Origin of the sequence: Xenorhabdus griffiniae, from assembly GCF_001028135.1 — a bacterium.
In the GTDB taxonomy this organism is placed as follows: Bacteria; Pseudomonadota; Gammaproteobacteria; order Enterobacterales; family Enterobacteriaceae; genus Xenorhabdus; species Xenorhabdus bakwenae.
In genome coordinates this window covers 26579-44369 of the sequence record NZ_LDNM01000009.1, presented here as the reverse complement: position 1 = coordinate 44369, position 17791 = coordinate 26579, and the positions used below count along the sequence as shown (strand labels likewise).

The window sequence follows — 17791 nt, the reverse complement described above, 5'->3', positions numbered from 1 at the left end:
ATTGTTATTTTTCTGAGAATATCCGTTATATTTGGGAAATATTTCTATAGGATTTAGATATGTTAGATAAAATAGACCGTAAGCTACTGGCACTGCTCCAACAGGATTGTAGTCTATCCTTGAATGCACTGGCTGAAGCCGTTAATTTGACTTCGACACCTTGCTGGAAGCGTCTTAAACGACTTGAAGATGAAGGTTATATTGTTGGCAGGGTTGCCTTGTTAAATGGGGAAAAACTCGGTCTGGGTTTGACAGTGATAGTGATGATTAAAACGCAACAACACAGCAGTGAGTGGTATGAACAGTTTGTCTCCTTTATAAAAGAGATGCCAGAAGTCTTAACATTTTATCGCATGGCGGGTGAATATGATTACCTGATGCATATAGAAGTTGTTGATATGAAAAGTTATGATCATTTCTACAAACGTATGGTAAATGGAGTTTCTGGTTTGATTGATGTTACTTCTAACTTTGCCATGGAAAAGATCAAATATACAACGGCGCTGCCAATACCTGATTCAGTAACATCATAAAGATCCCTTTGGTCGGTAGGTGCTAACTCTTTTATTTTTACCTTGGGAATAGATGTGTGAGATTATTTTCACAATTAAGCTGGTATTTTATTCGTGAATGGCGGCGTTATCTGGGTGCTGTTATTTTCCTCGTTTTGATTGCGGTGCTGCAACTCATTCCTCCCCACTTAGTCGGGATTATCGTTGATGGCATTAGCTCAAAAACAATGACCTCCCGTCAGCTATTAATGTTGCTGGGGCTAATGCTGTTCATTGCTTTGGCAATTTATGGTCTGCGATATGTTTGGCGTGTATGGTTGTTCGGTGCTTCTTATCGGCTGGCTGTTAAGCTGCGTGGTGACTTCTACAAGCGTTTGAGTAGTCAGAATCCTGAATTTTATCTGCGTCATAGAACAGGCGATCTCATGGCGCGCGCAACCAATGATGTTGACAGAGTTGTTTTTGCCGCAGGTGAGGGAGTCCTTACTTTGGTTGATGCATTAGTTATGGGGTGTTCTGTCCTAATTGTCATGAGCGTGGAGATCAGTTGGCAATTAACATTGTTATCACTAGTGCCGATGCCTGTTATGGCCTTGGCGATTAAGCATTATGGTAATCAGCTTCATCATCGTTTTAAATCTGCGCAAGGCGCATTTTCTGTACTGAATAACCATGCGCAGGAAAGTTTGACTAGTATCCGTATGATAAAAGCGTTTGGATTGGAAAAACTTCAATCTAACCAGTTTGAAGAAGTTGCTATTGATGCTGGGCGTAAGAATATGCATGTTGCGCGTGTAGATGCGCGTTTTGATCCCACCATTTTCATTGCTATTACTGTTGCAAACCTCTTGGCTGTCGGTGGAGGGAGTTGGATGGTGGTGAAGGGTTCCATGACCCTTGGTGAATTGACTAGTTTTGTCATGTATCTGGGATTGATGATCTGGCCTATGTTGGCATTGGCATGGATGTTCAACATTGTTGAGAGAGGAAGTGCTGCTTATACACGTATCCGCAGTTTGTTGCAGGAACCCCTAGTAACCGAAGATGGTGTGTTGTCTTTGTCTTCAGAGCGGGGGAGCTTGCGGGCAAATATCAACAAATTTACCTATCCTCAAAGTAATAAACCTGTTTTGGAAAATCTCCATTTTCAATTAGAGCCTGGTCAGTTATTAGGGCTTTGTGGATCAACTGGTGCAGGGAAGAGTACTTTATTGGCTTTGTTACAACGGCAGTTTGATGTCACCGATGGAGCCATTCTTTTCCAGTCAAAAAATATCTCTGCGCTTCGAATAGAAGAGTGGCGTTCACGATTGGCTATTGTCAATCAAACTCCTTTCCTGTTTTCGGATACCGTTGCAGGTAATATTGCGTTGGGACGACCGGATGCAACCCAAGAGCAAATAGAAGAAGTCGCTCGTTTAGCAAGTGTACATGATGATATTTTGCGATTGCCCCAAGGTTATCAAACGGAAGTGGGCGAACGCGGTGTGATGCTTTCCGGGGGGCAAAAACAGCGTATATCCATTGCCAGGGCTTTGCTGTTAGAGACAGAGATTTTAATCTTTGATGATGCACTGTCAGCCGTTGATGGTCACACGGAACACCAGATTATGAAAAATCTTAGCCAATGGCGGCAACAGCGCACTGTTATTATCAGTGCGCATCGGCTGTCAGCATTAACGGAAGCCGATAATATTTTGGTTATGCAACATGGCTCAGTGGTACAACACGGCCAGCATAAACAGCTTATCACCCAATCAGGTTGGTATTCCGATATGTACCATTACCAACAACTCGAAGCTGAATTGGGTGGAGAAAATGACTAAAACTCATATAGGTAAGCTATGGCCGTCATTAAAGCGCTTACTTTCTTACGGCAAAAATTACCGTAAACCGATGCTAATTGCTGTATTGATGTTGTGGATTGCTGCATTGGCAGAGGTAAGCGGACCTCTGCTTGTGAGTTATTTTATCGACAATATGGTGGCAACGGGAAATTTACCGCTCGATATTGTCGGTGGGCTTGCCGCAATCTTCTTAATTTTGCAGCTTATTGCTGCGGCTTTACACTATTATCAAACATTATTTTTTAATCAGGCATCTGTGGGAGTGGTGCAGAAGCTTCGTACTGATGTGATGGATTCAGCATTACGTCAGCCATTAAGTGCTTTTGATAATCAACCCGTTGGACAACTGATATCCCGCGTAACAAATGATACTGAGGTCATTAAGGATCTGTTTGTTAATGTGATTCCAATGGTATTTCGCTGTGCTGCACTAATTGGTGCCATGCTGATAGCCATGTTTGTTTTAAATTGGCGTATGGCATGTGTTGCAATCGTAATATTTCCGGCAGTCTTGCTTGTCATGGTGATCTATCAGCGTCTTAGTACCCCAATAGTTAGGCGGGTTCGCGGTTATCTGGCTGACATTAATGATGGTTTCAATGAAGCCATTAATGGCATGAGTGTGATTCAGCAGTTTCGTCAGCAAGCTCGTTTTGGCGAGAAAATGTTAGCAACCAACCGGGCACATTATCAGGCTCGTATGCAGGCTTTACGACTAGATGGCATCTTATTAAGGCCATTAGTGAGTTTCTTTTCTGCCGTAATATTGTGTGGTCTGCTCTTAGTGTTTGGTATCAAAGGCACTGAGGTTATCGGCGTTGGTGTACTGTATGCTTTTATTAACTATCTTGGGCGATTAAATGAGCCACTGATTGAGTTGACTTCACAGCAATCGGTATTGCAGCAAGCGGTGGTTTCAGGAGAACGTGTTTTCGAATTGATGGATAGTCCACAACAGCAATATGGCAACGATTTACGGGCGTTAGAAAGTGGCAGAATTGATATTGAAAATTTAAACTTTGCTTATCGCGGTGACAAACTTGTCTTAAGCGATATTAATCTGCATGTTCCTTCACATGGGTTTGTGGCCTTGGTTGGGCATACAGGGAGTGGAAAAAGCACTCTAGCTAATTTGATTATGGGGTACTATCCGTGGCAAGACGGTGAGATCTATCTTGACAGGCGCTCTATATCTTCGCTTTCTCACGCCGTGTTGCGTAATGGGGTGGCAATGGTGCAGCAAGATCCTGTTGTTTTGGCCGCGTCATTCCTCAACAATATCACGCTAGGGCGGGATATCAGCGAAGAGAAAATATGGGAAGTACTAGAATTAGTTCAATTAGCTGACTTTGTTCGTCATTTACCAGATGGTTTGAATTTCGTTTTGGGAGAACAAGGGAATACACTTTCAGCCGGCCAAAAACAGCTTTTAGCAATGGCTCGAGTTTTAGTGCAAACGCCACAGATCCTTATTTTGGATGAGGCAACCGCAAATATTGATTCTGGGACAGAACAATCAGTACAGAAAGCGCTGAGCATGATCCGCAAACAGACGACATTGGTGGTAATTGCTCATCGTCTTTCAACCATTACTGAGGCTGATTCCATATTAGTGCTGCATCGTGGTGCAATTGTTGAGCAAGGTCAGCATCAACAGTTACTGGAAAAGCGTGGACGCTATTATCAAATGTACCAACTCCAGCAAGTTGGCGAGACGTTGAATGAATCAGTGCACGTTTAGTGTGCATATTTAGGCTGCGTATAGGGAGCAGATGCATTTTCTGTTCCCTTTTTTATCCGCTCTTTAGCGATGTTTTTCGATAACAAACTGATTAATCATCATTTTTAACTTTTGGCATATCCCTTGCACATATTCCCTTGTACAAACGTAGCGAAAAACGGGGGAAATATGAAACTTATTACCATCATCATCAAGCCATTTAAGCTGGAGGAAGTGCGGGAAGCACTTGCTGATATAGGTATACAGGGTATGACTATAACAGAAGTAAAGGGATTTGGGCGTCAAAAAGGTCATTCCGAACTTTATCGAGGTGCTGAATACAACGTTAATTTTTTGCCCAAAGTTAAGATTGATATTGCTACCAATGACGAACGAGTTGAAGAAATTATCCATGTTGTTCAACAGACTGCTTTCACCGGAAAAATGGGGGATGGAAAAATCTTTCTCTTTGAATTGCAGCATGCCGTCAGGATCAGGACGGGTGAAACGAATGATGCAGCACTGTAAATGAGGAGGAAAAAATGAAGCATAAATTTTTATCCATAGCGTGTATTGTGGCCAGTTTTCCTTCGTTTGCTATTGCTGCGGAAAGTCATTTTAATAAAGCAGACACTGTATTTATGTTAATAAATACGATACTGGTACTTTTTATGACAATACCCGGCATTGCCCTGTTTTATGGGGGATTACTACGCAGCAAAAATGTGTTGTCACTGATGTCACAGGTGATTGTCAGTTTTTCATTGGTTTGTGTGCTTTGGATTATTTATGGATATAGCATGACCTTTGAGACAGGCAACGCTTTTTGGGGTGGTTTTGGTCAGGTTATGTTAAAAAATATATCCATAACTGATCTAACTGGTAATTTTTATCAGTTAATTCATGTTGTTTTCCAAGGTGCATTTGCCTGTATTACTGTTGCTTTGGTGGTAGGCGCGTTATGTGAAAGAATTCGGTTTTCAGCATTGCTGATTTTTAGTGTGTTATGGCTGACCGCATCTTATATCCCTATGGCGCATATGGTATGGGGTGGCGGCTGGCTGGCTCAGGATGGAGCCTTGGATTTTGCTGGCGGGACTGTCGTTCATATTAATGCGGCAGCAGCAGGTTTGGTTGGTGCTTATTTACTTGGGAAGCGCTCAGGCTTTGGGCGGGAAGCATTTAAACCTCATAACCTACCAATGGCTTTTATTGGAACAGCGATCCTTTATATTGGATGGTTTGGCTTTAACGTGGGATCGACTGGTGAAGTCAATGCCATTTCAGCGCTGGCTCTAGTGAATACGGTGGCGGCCACGGCGGGAGCCGTGTTGACATGGGTTTTCTGTGAGTGGCTATTTCGCCAGAAACCTTCACTTCTGGGGGCTTGTTCTGGATGTATTTCGGGGTTAGTGGTCATTACGCCTGCTGCTGCAACAGTGGGTATCGGTGGTGCATTGGTGATGGGATTGATTGCCGGTATTGCAGGCTTGTGGGGGGTAGTCATTCTGAAGAAGTGGTTACGTGTTGATGATGTTTGTGATGTGTTTGGGGTACATGGAGTATGTGGCATTGTTGGTTGTGTATTGACCGCTGTTTTTACTGCCCCAGTTTTAGGTGGAACAGGGTTTGCTGAAGGAATGACAATGCTAAGGCAGCTCGGTATTCAGGTTATTAGTATATTGGTCTGTATAGTTTGGTCATCCATAGCGGCTTATATTTCATTTAAGGTCGCTGATAAATTGGTTGGATTACGTATTAGCATCGAGTCAGAAAGAGAAGGACTTGATATTACTTCACATGGTGAAAGCGCTTATAACTGAGCACTTTTATTTGCCAATAGGTATGCCGTAGTAACAGAAAAGTTGATTACGGCATACGGCTATTGATTCAATTCATCATAGCTTACGGATGACTCCCTCCTGAACCGCAGAAGCGATAAGCCCCCCTGTGCGGTTATAGATATGCCCACGGACAAAACCACGCGCCCCTGATGCTGATGGACTTTCGATTGAATAAAGTAACCAGTCATCCATATTGAAAGGGCGGTGATACCACATTGAGTGATCAATCGTGGCTATTTGCATATTTTCCGCCATAAATTTTACGTCATGGGGCTGTAGTGCCGTGGGCAGAAAATTTAAATCTGATGCATAGCCCAGCAAACAATGGTGAATGAATGGATCTTCCGGCATTTTTCCATTGCTACGGAACCAAACATAACGCACAGGGATTTGGGATGAATGACTAGGTAGACTTTGAAGAGGAACGAATTTCATCTCCAAGGGTGGCATGGAAAAAACTTTTTTTAATTTTGTCGGAAGTGAGTTAGCCATTTTTTTTACAATGTCTTCTTCGGGATCTAACTCTTCGGGAAAAGGGACCAGGGGCATAGTATTTTGATGTTCAAAACTTGCTTCATGTCCTTGAAAGGACGCGGTCATGTAGAAGATAGGATGACCATTTTGTATTGCGCTGACGCGGCGGGCACTGAAACTTTTTCCATCACGCAATATTTCAATATCATAAACAATGGGCTTATGGCTATCACCTGGGCGTAAAAAATAGCTATGAAAGGAGTGGATCATTCTATCATCCGCGACGGTTTGTTTTGCTGCATATAGCGCCTGGCCTATGACTTGCCCACCGAAAACTTGAGGAAATCCTAAGTCTTGACTTTGTCCTCGGTAAATCCCTTCTTCTATTTTTTCTAAATGTATCAAGTTAATTAAGTTTTGTAATGCTTGACTCATAACATGCCTTTACTTTTAGCGTATTTGAAAATTATAAATGAAAGATTATGGATAATAAGTTTTTATTTATTTGAAAATAAATGGATTAAGTTGTGAATGAAATTATCCTTGAGTTTTTATTTTAGATGTGAATTATCACTGCTAATTTCATTAATGCTTATCAAATAATGCGAATGTATTGCTTTGTAGATTTATCTTTTGATTTGTATGATTATTTTTATTTTAAATGCTAAGGATAGGGAAACTGTTATTTAACTTAGGTTAAAGTTGTGAAATTATGTGGTTTTTATATGACATGGCAATGATTCATTAGTGTTATTAAATATATCTATTGTTGCACCTGTTTGCTGTTCATCTACTGTGAGTTATAGCTTGAAAAAATGCTAAAGGTATTCTGTTTAGTAGGATTATTAATTTTTTGATGATTTTTACAACGTTACGAGCAATAAAGCAGCATTCAAATGAAGTTGCCTTGCTATTTCATCATGTTTGAAAGATAATGACCACCGCTTCGAAATTTGAAGCTAACTTCAATGGGGGCTCTGTTGGTTCTCCCGCAACGCTAACTTGTTAACTTGGTCAGGTCTGGAAAGAAGCAGCCATAGCAAGGGATGCGTGTGCCGGGATGTAGCTGGCAGAGCCCTCACCAATTCCAAGCTCATCATAAGATTATACTGTCAGCCGATAATAGCTACCGGCTCAAGTCACTTTCTATCTGAACATTACAGTCTAGCGGACAAATTTCCAAACAGATGATGGGATTTTATCATAGAGTTTATTCATGGTAAGTTCAGCCAAACGGTGATCAGCCGCAGAGTAGAACAATTCAAGTTCATCTTCCGAAAGCTCGTATTTATTTTTTTCAATTACACGTTCCAGTGTTTCAATAGAAGTGCATTTTCTTAAACGCATCAGATAGTCAGTTTTAGTCATAATCGCCTTATCTTATTTGGTATAAAAAATAGTTAGTAATATATTTATCAGATTCTACTTAAAGAAGCGTTCAAATCATGTAACAAAACGTTAGTTAAGTGTTCGTTTGTTTTTTGCCATTTTGTAAGCTCAAGAAAGCTTATCTTATCACTTCCAAATAAATTATATGTTTCATCTAGATAGTCATCAATTAAGGTGCTTAGAGTGTGGTTGTCTGAGTATTTAATTTTAAAGCTCCAAACAAAAGCTGCAATGTGTTCAATCAATTCGTTTAGTTTTAAACTTTTCTCGGAGGTCAGGTCGTGAATCCAATGATTATCAGTGCGATTCAGGACGGAAAAAGCCTCATGAATTAAATTTTCGCATAAGTATTTTAATTCAGCAATATCATGTCTTCTTGGTGAATATTCATCCATAGTCACCCCCGTAAACGATGCATAGCTTATTTGAACTAAGGCTTATACATGCTAATTATTATAGTCATTCTTTTAGAATAGAGCTTATCAAAACATGATTATTATTTATTAATGTTAATGTTCTATTTTACCTATCTGCCAACTGTTTTTTTTTTTTAACAATAGCTCATTTACGTTTAGTTATGACAAAAACACTAAATTCTGGCAAAGTCCCGTTTCTGGCAAGCATCAGCATTCTGCTATGAAGGATAATCATATCCACATATGCTGTGAAATATATTAAATTATACTAATACAGTAGATGCTGTAGCAATAGCACAACAATCATTATAGGCGATTGTATTGAGACTTTCAAAACCAATATAGCGTCATTATTACATATGTCACCATCGAGATGGAACACTTTTTACCATTAAAGGTGTAATCAAGAAAAAACAAGGAAAGTTACCCGCTCATCTTCTGTTTTTTATAAAAAACAGAAGATGTTGTCTTTTTAAACCGCTTACTCATTCATAAGTATTTATTTTAATTAGACTATGAATGAATTTTAACGCAGATATTGTCATCCTGTAATTTGCTGTTTGAAGGCATTTTTACTCGTTAAAAAGGCCACATAAGTGGCCTTTTTAACATAACTGAATTTAGTGAGGGGGTGAAATGTGTTCAAGCTCCTCATTTTTTTTCGTAAACCGCCGCTTAATGACAACGAAAAATACAGGGACGAAATAAATTGCTAACGATGTCGCTGCGATCATTCCACCTAATACTCCCGTTCCTACAGCATTTTGTGCACCTGAACCTGCGCCATTGCTCAATACCAGAGGCATAACGCCAAGCATAAAGGCTAAAGAAGTCATCAGGATTGGGCGTAAGCGCATTCTGGCTGCTTCAAGAGTTGCTTCTATTAATCCCTTGCCTTCTTTTTCTATTAAATCCTTGGCGAACTCGACGATAAGGATGGCATTTTTCGCAGACAACCCGATAGTCGTCAATAATCCAACCTTAAAGTAAACGTCGTTATCCAGTCCACGTATTGATGTTGCCAGTAATGCACCGATAACCCCCAGAGGGACGACTAGCATGACCGAGAACGGAACAGACCAGCTTTCATATAATGCTGCCAGGCAAAGGAATACGACAATCAATGACAGTGCATACAGTGCAGGAGCCTGGTTACCGGATAAACGTTCTTGATAGGACATTCCGGTCCAGTCATAGCCAATTCCTGATGGTAATTGTGCTGCCAGTTGCTCCATAAGTGCCATTGCGTCACCAGTACTTTGGCCCGGCGCTGCTTCGCCCACAATTTCCATAGAAGGAAGACCGTTGTAGCGTTCCAGACGTGGTGAACCATAAATCCAAGGCTCTTTTGATGCATCTATGAACGCAGAAAACGGTACCATTTCTCCATGATAGTTACGAACATACAACTTGCTGATATCGCTTGGTAACATACGATAAGGAGAATCAGCTTGAATATAGACTTTTTTGACTCGACCGCGGTCGATAAAGTCATTGATGTAAGCACCGCCAAACATCGTGCTCAGGGTTGAGTTGATATTTGTTGTGGATACAGCCAAGGCTTCTGCTTTTTCCTTATCGATATAAAGGCGATATTGTTGTGTGTCATCTTGACCATTGGGGCGGACACTTGTCAGCATATCTGGGTGTTGTACAGCCATACCAAGTAATTGGTTGCGTGCTTCTGTCAGTGCTGCATGTCCCAGATTTCCTTTATCAATCAACTGGAAGTCAAATCCGCTGGCAGAACCTAACTCTACAATTGAAGGAATATTGGACGCAAAGACAAGACCTTCCCTGATTTGAGCAAAATTCGCATTTGCTCTGGCAACAATGGCCGGAACTTTATCTTTCGGGTCTTTACGTAATTCCCAATCTTTTAAGCTGATAAAGGCCAGACCCATATTTTGCCCCTGACCACTAAAACCAAAGCCATTAACTGTAAACACAGATTTAACAACATCTTTCTCTTTGGTATAGAAGTAGTCATTGATTTCATTCAATACCTTTTGTGTCTGTTCCTGAGTTGAGCCAGGTGGTAATTGGGCCATTGCCAGTAAAACCCCCTGATCTTCTTCTGGCAAGAAGGAGGATGGCAGGCTCTTAAATATCCAGGCCATGCCCGCGATCAACATGACATAGATCACCAAATAGCGCCCGGTGCCACGTAACATCCGACCGATACTATCAGTATAATGATGTGTACTCTGTTCAAACAGACGGTTAAACCAACCAAAGAATCCTGTGTGAGTTCCATGGCCGCCTTTGGCAACAGGCTTGAGCATCGTGGCACACAATGCCGGGGTCAGGATTAATGCTACCAGCACAGACAATATCATTGCTGAAACGATCGTGATTGAGAATTGGCGGTAGATCGCGCCTGTTGAACCTCCGAAGAAGGCCATTGGTACAAATACAGCGGAAAGCACCAGTGCGATACCGACCAGAGCACCTTGGATCTGCCCCATTGATTTTTTGGTGGCTTCTTTCGGTGATAGCCCTTCTTCCTGCATGATTCGTTCGACGTTTTCCACTACAACAATGGCATCATCCACGAGCAGGCCTATGGCAAGTACCATAGCGAACATGGTTAACGTATTGATGGAATAGCCAAACGCAGCAAGAATGGCAAATGTACCAAGCAGTACAACCGGAACCGCAATCGTTGGGATAAAGGTAGCTCGGAAGTTTTGCAGGAACAGGTACATGACGATAAACACTAACAGAATGGCTTCTGCCAATGTTTTCACCACTTCGAAAATAGAAATTTTAACGAATGGCGTGGTGTCATACGGATAGACAATAGTTAACCCATGTGGGAAGAAAGGTTGCATCTCAGCCAGTGCTTCTTTAACGGCTTTGGAAGTATCTAAAGCGTTGGCATCAGTTGCCAGTTTGATACCAATGCCTGCTGCCGGTTTGCCATTAAAGCGACCAATGATACTGTAATTTTCCGCGCCTAATTGAATAGTAGAGACATCATGCAAACGAATTTGTGAACCATCGGGATTCATGCGCAGCAAAATGTTGCCAAATTCTTCTGCCGAATTCAGACGAGTTTGGGCGATGATCGAAGCATTTAAACGCTGACCTGGAACCGGTGGTGTTCCTCCTAATTGCCCGGCCGCAACCTGATTATTCTGCGCCTTGATTGCACTGATAACATCTTGAGTGGTGATTTTATAGTTGAGCAATTTGTCAGGGTTGAGCCAGATACGCATAGCATACTGCGTACCGAAGAGCATTGTTTCGCCCACACCAGTAACACGGCTCAAGTTATCTTTAACACTGCCCCCGATATAGTCAGCGATATCATCTTGGGTCATGGACCCATCTTGAGAGATGAAACCGGCTACCATCAAAAACGAACTGGTGGTTTTATCAACACTAACACCTTGTTGCTGAACTTCTTGAGGCAATAGCGGCATTGCCAATTGCAGTTTATTTTGAACCTGAACTTGCGCGATATCTGGATCTGTGCCTGCTTCAAAGCTCAGCATGATATTCATGTGCCCCGCAGAATCGCTGCTGGAAGACATGTACACGAGATTATCGATGCCATTCATATTCTGTTCAATAACCTGTGTTACAGTATTTTGTACTGTTGCTGCATCAGCTCCAGGATAAACGGCTGAAATGGAAATGGCTGGTGGGGCAATATCAGGATATTGCTCCACGGGTAATTTCATGATTGCCAGCAAGCCAGATAGCATGGTGATAATCGCGATTACCCATGCAAATATTGGCCGTTCGATAAAAAACTTAGGCATGAATCACCGACTCCTTATTGAGGCTTTTTTGCGGACTCAGCTTGATTAGCCGTAGGACTAGCATTCAAATCTGTTTCCGTTGGCTTGACCGTTATTCCCGGCGCTATTTTCTGCAATCCCGTGACGATTACTCTATCTCCAGCTTTCAGACCTTCTGCCACCAACCACTTGTTACCAATTGCCTGAGTCGCATTGATATTACGCAATTCTACTTTGTCATCTTTATCGACAATCAGTGTGGTTGCTTGACCACGAGGTGTTCTGGTAACAGCTTGCTGAGGAACCAAAACCGCATTTTTGCGTACACCTTCTTCTAACTTAGTGCGAACAAACATACCTGGCAGTAATTCTTCATTCGGGTTTGGGAACACAGCTCGCATAGTGATAGAGCCTGTTGTTTCGTCAACCGTCACGTCAGAAAACTCAAGGTAACCTTCTTGACTGTATTCTTGTCCGGTGTCAGTGATTAGATGGATTTTGGTCTTTTTGCTCTCTTTTTGAACGGTTCCTTTTGCAATTTCATTTTTGAACCGCAGATAGTCGTCACTGGATTGAGTGATATCAACATAGATAGGATCTAACTGCTGAACAATCGTTAAAGCTGTTGGCTGACCTGCTGAAACCAGTGCTCCTTCTGTGATGGTGGACTTACCCGCACGCCCAGAAATAGGGGAGGTTACCTTGGTGTATGCCAGGTTGATTCTGGCATTTTCCAATGCAGCCTGAGAGGACTGAACATCTGCTTTTGCCTGCGCATATTCTGAATTTGCTTTATCAAATTCCTGCTTACTCACGTACTGTGTGCCTAGCAAGGATTGATAGCGTTCAACGGTCAAGCGGGAAACATTCTCGTTGGCTTGCGCTCTGGCTAAACTTGCGTTGGCTTTACTGTATTCTGCTTGATAAGTTGCGGGATCTATTTGGTATAACGACTCACCAGCAACCACATCACTTCCCTCTTTATAGTTACGTTTCAGTATGATGCCGCCGACTTGGGGCCGAACCTCGGCAACACGATAAGCCGAGGTTCGGCCGGGTAATTCTGTGATGACCGTTAGAGGTTCCGCCTTCAGCGTTACGATACCCACTTCAGGAACATGCTGGCCAGCAGCCCCTTGCTGTGTATTTTTATTGTCATTACATCCTGAAAGAATGAAACTGCCTGAAATGATCAGTAATGTGGCCAGAGGCAAAACTCCCCTGTTCTTTCGCATAAGTAAACCTCAATTTTTCAATGTTGATTCGCTAATCTAACAAGTGAAATCATTACTTCGTTGGTTAATGGGTGCTATAGTACAAACATACATGAATGTATGTAAATCAGCCTCCGTCAAAAACAAAGTTTATGGCACTAAAATGGCACGAAAAACTAAACAGCAAGCAAATCAAACCCGTCAGCAAATTATAGATGCTGCGATAAAGCTCTTTTCTGAGCGTGGTGTCTCGGCTACCTCGCTATCCGATATCGCAACTGCCGCTGATGTAACGCGCGGAGCAATTTACTGGCACTTTAAAAATAAAACAGATCTACTTTCTGTTGTTTGTAGAATGCCAGAGCATAAAATAGACGAACTAGAGAAAGAGTATCAATCAAAATATCCTGATAATCCACTTATTGCGTTGAGATATTTATTAATTGCCATGTTAAAAATGATGATTGATGATTCTCAGATTCGACAATTAATGGAAATTTTTTTCCATAAATGTGAATTCGTTGGAGAAATATCTCCATTAGTAGAGGATATTAGGGAAATGTGCATTTCTGATCACCAGAAGATTGAAAAAATGTTATTTGCTTGTATTCAATCTGGAGAGCTACCCTATGATCTTGATTTCAGACGTTCTGCCATCATGTTGAGAGCATTGATGACAGGGATATTTGAGAACTGGTCATTCTCACCGGGCAGTTTTAATCTTCAAGAGCAATCTGCTCATTTAGTGGATAGTTTCATTGATACACTTAAATACAGCCACCATTTGCGGAACATTGAAGAAAACGAAGCTTGAAGGAATCCCGCAACGGTGTTCCAGCCCATAATGATATTCAAAATCAGCTTAAGATCCTGACGGAGCGTAAGGCGTATACAGTTGAAGGAAAGGTATCGATAGCTGATTTGGAAAAAGCGCACTCTTTCTTTGACAAAATAGAATCAACTGAGACTGGATTGTGATTTACTCAGAAAAAATGTGCTATTCCGCCACATGCAGCAATTGCAGGAAGTACAGAAGCCATTGAATGATGGGAGCCAATAGCCAGATAAATGAAGAGCAAGCATGAGTTAGGCTTATTCCTCAGATTGCCGGGCCTGTTTTTTCAATTTCCCTTGAAGATCGTGTTTGACGATTTCTAGTGCTGCCAGTGCGATAGCAGGAGAAATTTCGTTACATTCAAGCAGATAAATAAGATCTACTGCGAGTTGTATTTCAGGTGGTGCTTGTTCCAGAGCCATAGCTACCGCTTCCTTTGTGATTAATCTGAATGCTCTTGCTTTTCTATCGACTTCTCGATTCGCATTAATGCTTGACGGCAGCGGGCGAGCCTACCCGCCAAGGCGGCAATTTCTTTTTGCAGTTTGTACTTATTGGCAAGTGTAGTTTGTTTATTTAACTGTAATTCCCTGTCATCAATCATTGCCATTAAACGACGTTCATAATCTTGATGTTCTGCCAGACGTTGATAAAGATCCTGTTTTTGTGATCGGCGCTCAAATTTATCTTCCTGTTTTCGCAGCGCTTGGGTGGATATCTCGCGCTTAAGTGCCTCGATTTGTGTTACTAAACGCTCGGCAAGGAACTTCACTTGTTCAATCCGATAATCGCTTATACAGGCTTTCAATTGTTCCAGATTTTGCCTGATTTCTTGCATGTATCCACCGAGTTTATTGCTGCGATGGTGAAATAACACTTGATCAAAACGGGCAGTGGAAAAAGGGATATCAGGCAGTAAAGCTAGCTCTTTTTCCAGAGTACTGACTTGTTTTGCAAGTACACTTAATAAATTTTGTATGCCCATTAGCATCTCATTATCATTAATAATCTGTCTGTTAAAGTACTCAGGTGTGGAGCTTGACTTAAGTCAACAAAATATAAGCAGCGGCTCGCTTGGCAGTTGCTTTTTTTCGGCAGTTTGAATAGATTTTACCGTTTTCTTTTTAAACCTGGCTGGCATCAATTATGACCGCTAACGCACAACAACTGCAATTAATTAAAGATAGTATTGAAACCATCCCTGATTATCCAAAGGCGGGGATACTTTTTCGTGACATTACTACATTGCTCGATAATCCAGCGGCCTATCAAGCCACAATCGATTTATTGGTAGCTCGTTATCAGAATACAGGCATCACGAAAATTGTTGGTACTGAAGCACGTGGTTTCTTATTCGGAGCGCCTGTTGCCCTGCGTCTGGGGGTGGGTTTCGTTCCTGTTCGCAAAAAAGGTAAATTACCGCGTGAAACATTGAGCGAAACTTACGATCTGGAATATGGTACAGATACATTAGAAATCCATAAAAGCGGCATTCAGGAAGAGGATAACGTGCTGGTTATTGATGATTTGCTGGCAACGGGGGGCACCATTGAGGCGACGGTACGTTTGATTCGCCGTTTAGGTGGTCAAGTTTCTGAAGCGGCATTCGTTATTGGATTGCCGGATTTAGGTGGTGTTGAACGTTTGAAAAAACAAGGCGTTGACAGCTACACCCTCGTTGAATTCCCCGGCCACTGATTATTCTGTTTTTTTGCATTATTGATACATCAGCCTCGCCGTTAACGGTGAGGCTGTGCTAGCATGTTAGACAGTCATGTTCAATTTCCTCGGTATTCATGAGCTATCAGGTACTTGCCCGTAAGTGGCGCCCACAAATATTTTCTGATGTGATCGGTCAGCAACATGTGCTGACTGCATTGGCGAATGGTCTCGAACACCAACGCCTTCATCACGCTTATCTTTTTTCCGGCACTCGTGGCGTGGGAAAGACCACTATTGCACGTCTGTTGGCAAAAGGACTGAATTGCGAAACGGGTATAACCAAGGCTCCGTGTGGTCAGTGTATCAACTGTCTTGAAATTGAACAGGGGCGGTTTGTTGATCTGATTGAGATCGATGCTGCTTCCCGAACAAAAGTAGAAGATACCCGCGAGTTGTTGGACAACGTCCAATATGCGCCTGCCAGAGGTCGTTTCAAAGTTTACCTTATTGATGAAGTTCACATGCTTTCTCGCCATAGTTTCAATGCATTGTTGAAAACACTGGAAGAGCCACCAGAACATGTGAAATTCCTTTTGGCAACAACAGATCCACAGAAACTGCCAGTGACTATTCTTTCACGCTGTCTGCAATTCCATTTGAAAACACTCGACGTGGATCAAATGAGTAGCCAGTTGGAGCATATCCTTGATGCAGAGCAAATAGAAAGCGATGCTCGTGCCCGTCAGCTACTTGCCCGTGCAGCAGATGGCAGTATGCGTGATGCCTTGAGTTTAACAGATCAGGCCATTGCTCTTGGTGGAGGGAAGCTGACATCGGATATCGTCAGCCAGATGTTGGGAACGCTGGATGATGACCAACCATTAGCGATGATTGAATCGTTGGTGCGTGCAGATGGTCAGCAAATGATGGCACTGGTGGAACAAGTGGCAACCCGTGGTGTAGATTGGGAACATCTACTGGTTGAAACATTGTCGCTGTTGCATCGAATTGCCATGCTCCAGCTGTTGCCTCAGCAACCTGAAAGTGAGCCCTCTTCAACCGAAGGGCGGTTGCGTTTGCTGGCAAGATCAGTTTCTCCGACTGATTTGCAGCTTTATTATCAGGCGTTACTGGTGGGGCGCAAGGATCTTCCTTATGCACCAGAGCGACGGATGGGGGTGGAGATGGCGTTATTGCGCGCCTTGGCTTTTCATCCCAAAACCATTATTGAGGAAACATTACCACCCACTGTGGAAAACCCTGTAGCGCCAATGGGAATAGCCCCCCAGTTATCTTCAAATCAATTTACTGCAAATAATGAAGAAAATGAACGTGTTGAACGGAGAGTGCCACAATTGATGGACAGTGAATCTTCCGTTGCAAACAGTCCAACAGCGAAACTATTGCACGCTAAAAGTTCGTTGACTCGTCAAGGAAATACGCCACCAAAAAAGCCTGAGCCGGCAGAGTCTGCGAAGGCGAAGCCGGCAAGTTCGGCGCTGGAGAGACTGGTGGCGGTGGCAGAACAACAGTCTCAATCCCATATCCCTGAAACACGGGAACCTGAATCGGCTAATCCGGTAAAAAAAGAAGCTTATCGCTGGCGAGCAACCAATACTGGAGAAGAGAAGAAGCCGCGTCCGACTGCGACACCAAAAACGATCAAAGCGGCGCTGGAACACGAGAAAACAGCAGAATTGGTAGAAAAGCTGGCCATTGAATCGAAACAAAGGGATCTATGGGCTGCGGAAATTGATAAGCTGCATATTCCCAAATTGGTTCAACAGGTAGCGCTGAATGCATTTAAAGAACAGATTGATGAAAATCGTCTTTGTCTGCATTTACGTTCAAAGCAGCGCCATCTTAATTCAGCATCGGCTCAGACAGTGTTGACCGAAGCATTAAGTGAATTGCATGGAAAACCTATTGAAATCAATATCATTGAAGATGATAATCCTGCGGTAAAAACGCCTCTGGAGTGGCGACAAGCCATTTATGAAGAAAAATTGGCACAAGCGCGTCAATCCATTATTTCGGATAAAACGATTCAAACACTTCAGCAACTATTCGATGCAGAATTGGATGAAGACAGTATCCGGCCTGTTTAACTGCCGTAGTGTATTTTATGC

General features: G+C 42.4%; 16 protein-coding genes and 1 other RNA gene. 10 read left to right on the top strand and 7 right to left on the bottom strand.

Features of this window, described 5'->3' with window-relative positions; all coding sequences use genetic code 11:
- Nucleotides 1–59: 59 nt before the first annotated feature.
- The 5 genes from AAY47_RS03160 (at nucleotide 60) to amtB (ending at nucleotide 5902) form a co-directional block, all read left to right on the top strand.
- Nucleotides 60–533, top strand: a complete 474-nt coding sequence (locus AAY47_RS03160; RefSeq protein ID WP_047766802.1) for an Lrp/AsnC family transcriptional regulator — start codon at nucleotides 60–62, stop codon at nucleotides 531–533.
- 56 nt (nucleotides 534–589) lie between these two features.
- The gene (locus AAY47_RS03155) at nucleotides 590–2338 is read left to right on the top strand and encodes a SmdA family multidrug ABC transporter permease/ATP-binding protein (RefSeq protein WP_047766801.1); all 1749 of its coding nucleotides are present in this window, start codon (nucleotides 590–592) and stop codon (nucleotides 2336–2338) included.
- Nucleotides 2331–4100 (top strand): SmdB family multidrug efflux ABC transporter permease/ATP-binding protein, encoded by a 1770-nt coding sequence (locus tag AAY47_RS03150; protein WP_047766800.1) that lies wholly within the window; start codon nucleotides 2331–2333, stop codon nucleotides 4098–4100. Before AAY47_RS03155 ends, AAY47_RS03150 begins: the two co-directional genes overlap by 8 nt.
- Before the next feature lie 168 nt (nucleotides 4101–4268).
- Complete coding sequence (glnK, locus tag AAY47_RS03145) at nucleotides 4269–4607, top strand: P-II family nitrogen regulator (RefSeq protein ID WP_047766799.1); 339 nt, start codon at nucleotides 4269–4271, stop codon at nucleotides 4605–4607.
- Nucleotides 4608–4621: 14 nt separating this feature from the next.
- Entirely contained in the window at nucleotides 4622–5902 is a 1281-nt protein-coding gene (amtB, locus tag AAY47_RS03140; RefSeq protein WP_047766798.1) for an ammonium transporter AmtB, read from the top strand.
- Between the two features lie 75 nt (nucleotides 5903–5977).
- On the opposite strand, the gene tesB is transcribed toward amtB, so the two are convergent.
- Nucleotides 5978–6832 carry an acyl-CoA thioesterase II gene (tesB, locus tag AAY47_RS03135; RefSeq protein WP_047766797.1) on the bottom strand — a complete coding sequence of 285 codons (855 nt, stop codon included), beginning with the start codon at nucleotides 6830–6832 and terminating at the stop codon, nucleotides 5978–5980.
- Nucleotides 6833–7375: 543 nt separating this feature from the next.
- Here tesB and ffs point away from each other — a divergent pair.
- Nucleotides 7376–7472, top strand: an RNA gene (gene ffs / locus AAY47_RS20340) — signal recognition particle sRNA small type.
- Nucleotides 7473–7561: 89 nt separating this feature from the next.
- Here ffs and AAY47_RS03130 read toward each other — a convergent pair.
- From AAY47_RS03130 to AAY47_RS03115, 4 genes are all read right to left on the bottom strand, one after another.
- The gene (locus AAY47_RS03130; RefSeq protein ID WP_047766794.1) at nucleotides 7562–7765 is read right to left on the bottom strand and encodes an HHA domain-containing protein; all 204 of its coding nucleotides are present in this window, start codon (nucleotides 7763–7765) and stop codon (nucleotides 7562–7564) included.
- Between the two features lie 47 nt (nucleotides 7766–7812).
- Nucleotides 7813–8181 carry an Hha toxicity modulator TomB gene (gene tomB, locus AAY47_RS03125; protein WP_047766792.1) on the bottom strand — a complete coding sequence of 123 codons (369 nt, stop codon included), beginning with the start codon at nucleotides 8179–8181 and terminating at the stop codon, nucleotides 7813–7815.
- A 641-nt stretch (nucleotides 8182–8822) separates the two neighbouring features.
- Nucleotides 8823–11972 carry an efflux RND transporter permease subunit gene (locus tag AAY47_RS03120; RefSeq protein WP_047766790.1) on the bottom strand — a complete coding sequence of 1050 codons (3150 nt, stop codon included), beginning with the start codon at nucleotides 11970–11972 and terminating at the stop codon, nucleotides 8823–8825.
- 14 nt (nucleotides 11973–11986) lie between these two features.
- Nucleotides 11987–13186, bottom strand: coding sequence for an efflux RND transporter periplasmic adaptor subunit (locus tag AAY47_RS03115; RefSeq protein ID WP_047766789.1), 1200 nt, complete (start codon nucleotides 13184–13186; stop codon nucleotides 11987–11989).
- Between the two features lie 142 nt (nucleotides 13187–13328).
- On the opposite strand from AAY47_RS03115, the gene acrR reads away from it, so the two are divergent.
- Together acrR and AAY47_RS21945 are read left to right on the top strand one after the other, a co-directional pair.
- Nucleotides 13329–13979 (top strand): multidrug efflux transporter transcriptional repressor AcrR, encoded by a 651-nt coding sequence (gene acrR / locus AAY47_RS03110; RefSeq protein ID WP_152669754.1) that lies wholly within the window; start codon nucleotides 13329–13331, stop codon nucleotides 13977–13979.
- Nucleotides 13976–14143, top strand: coding sequence for a hypothetical protein (locus AAY47_RS21945; RefSeq protein WP_160300189.1), 168 nt, complete (start codon nucleotides 13976–13978; stop codon nucleotides 14141–14143). Before acrR ends, AAY47_RS21945 begins: the two co-directional genes overlap by 4 nt.
- 114 nt (nucleotides 14144–14257) lie before the next feature.
- Here AAY47_RS21945 and rsmS read toward each other — a convergent pair whose 3' ends face one another.
- Both rsmS and priC read right to left on the bottom strand, forming a co-directional pair.
- Entirely contained in the window at nucleotides 14258–14422 is a 165-nt protein-coding gene (gene rsmS / locus AAY47_RS20335) for a pleiotropic regulatory protein RsmS (protein WP_072059730.1), read from the bottom strand.
- A 20-nt stretch (nucleotides 14423–14442) separates the two neighbouring features.
- Nucleotides 14443–14985, bottom strand: coding sequence for a primosomal replication protein PriC (priC, locus tag AAY47_RS03105; protein WP_047766787.1), 543 nt, complete (start codon nucleotides 14983–14985; stop codon nucleotides 14443–14445).
- Nucleotides 14986–15146: 161 nt separating this feature from the next.
- Between priC and apt the strand changes: the two genes are divergently transcribed.
- Both apt and dnaX read left to right on the top strand, forming a co-directional pair.
- Complete coding sequence (apt, locus tag AAY47_RS03100) at nucleotides 15147–15698, top strand: adenine phosphoribosyltransferase (protein WP_047766786.1); 552 nt, start codon at nucleotides 15147–15149, stop codon at nucleotides 15696–15698.
- 98 nt (nucleotides 15699–15796) lie between these two features.
- Nucleotides 15797–17770, top strand: coding sequence for a DNA polymerase III subunit gamma/tau (gene dnaX, locus AAY47_RS03095; protein ID WP_047766785.1), 1974 nt, complete (start codon nucleotides 15797–15799; stop codon nucleotides 17768–17770).
- Nucleotides 17771–17791: the final 21 nt, after the last annotated feature.

Excerpts from the sequence above, each read along its gene's own strand:
- AAY47_RS03160 (WP_047766802.1), top strand. The coding sequence starts at position 60 with ATGTTAGATAAAATAGACCGTAAGCTACTGGCACTGCTCCAACAGGAT.
- AAY47_RS03150 (WP_047766800.1), top strand. The coding sequence starts at position 2,331 with ATGACTAAAACTCATATAGGTAAGCTATGGCCGTCATTAAAGCGCTTA.
- glnK (WP_047766799.1), top strand. The coding sequence starts at position 4,269 with ATGAAACTTATTACCATCATCATCAAGCCATTTAAGCTGGAGGAAGTG.
- amtB (WP_047766798.1), top strand. The coding sequence starts at position 4,622 with ATGAAGCATAAATTTTTATCCATAGCGTGTATTGTGGCCAGTTTTCCT.
- tesB (WP_047766797.1), bottom strand. The coding sequence starts at position 6,832 with ATGAGTCAAGCATTACAAAACTTAATTAACTTGATACATTTAGAAAAA.
- AAY47_RS03130 (WP_047766794.1), bottom strand. The coding sequence starts at position 7,765 with ATGACTAAAACTGACTATCTGATGCGTTTAAGAAAATGCACTTCTATT.
- tomB (WP_047766792.1), bottom strand. The coding sequence starts at position 8,181 with ATGGATGAATATTCACCAAGAAGACATGATATTGCTGAATTAAAATAC.
- AAY47_RS03120 (WP_047766790.1), bottom strand. The coding sequence starts at position 11,972 with ATGCCTAAGTTTTTTATCGAACGGCCAATATTTGCATGGGTAATCGCG.
- AAY47_RS03115 (WP_047766789.1), bottom strand. The coding sequence starts at position 13,186 with ATGCGAAAGAACAGGGGAGTTTTGCCTCTGGCCACATTACTGATCATT.
- acrR (WP_152669754.1), top strand. The coding sequence starts at position 13,329 with ATGGCACGAAAAACTAAACAGCAAGCAAATCAAACCCGTCAGCAAATT.
- rsmS (WP_072059730.1), bottom strand. The coding sequence starts at position 14,422 with ATGGCTCTGGAACAAGCACCACCTGAAATACAACTCGCAGTAGATCTT.
- priC (WP_047766787.1), bottom strand. The coding sequence starts at position 14,985 with ATGGGCATACAAAATTTATTAAGTGTACTTGCAAAACAAGTCAGTACT.
- apt (WP_047766786.1), top strand. The coding sequence starts at position 15,147 with ATGACCGCTAACGCACAACAACTGCAATTAATTAAAGATAGTATTGAA.
- dnaX (WP_047766785.1), top strand. The coding sequence starts at position 15,797 with ATGAGCTATCAGGTACTTGCCCGTAAGTGGCGCCCACAAATATTTTCT.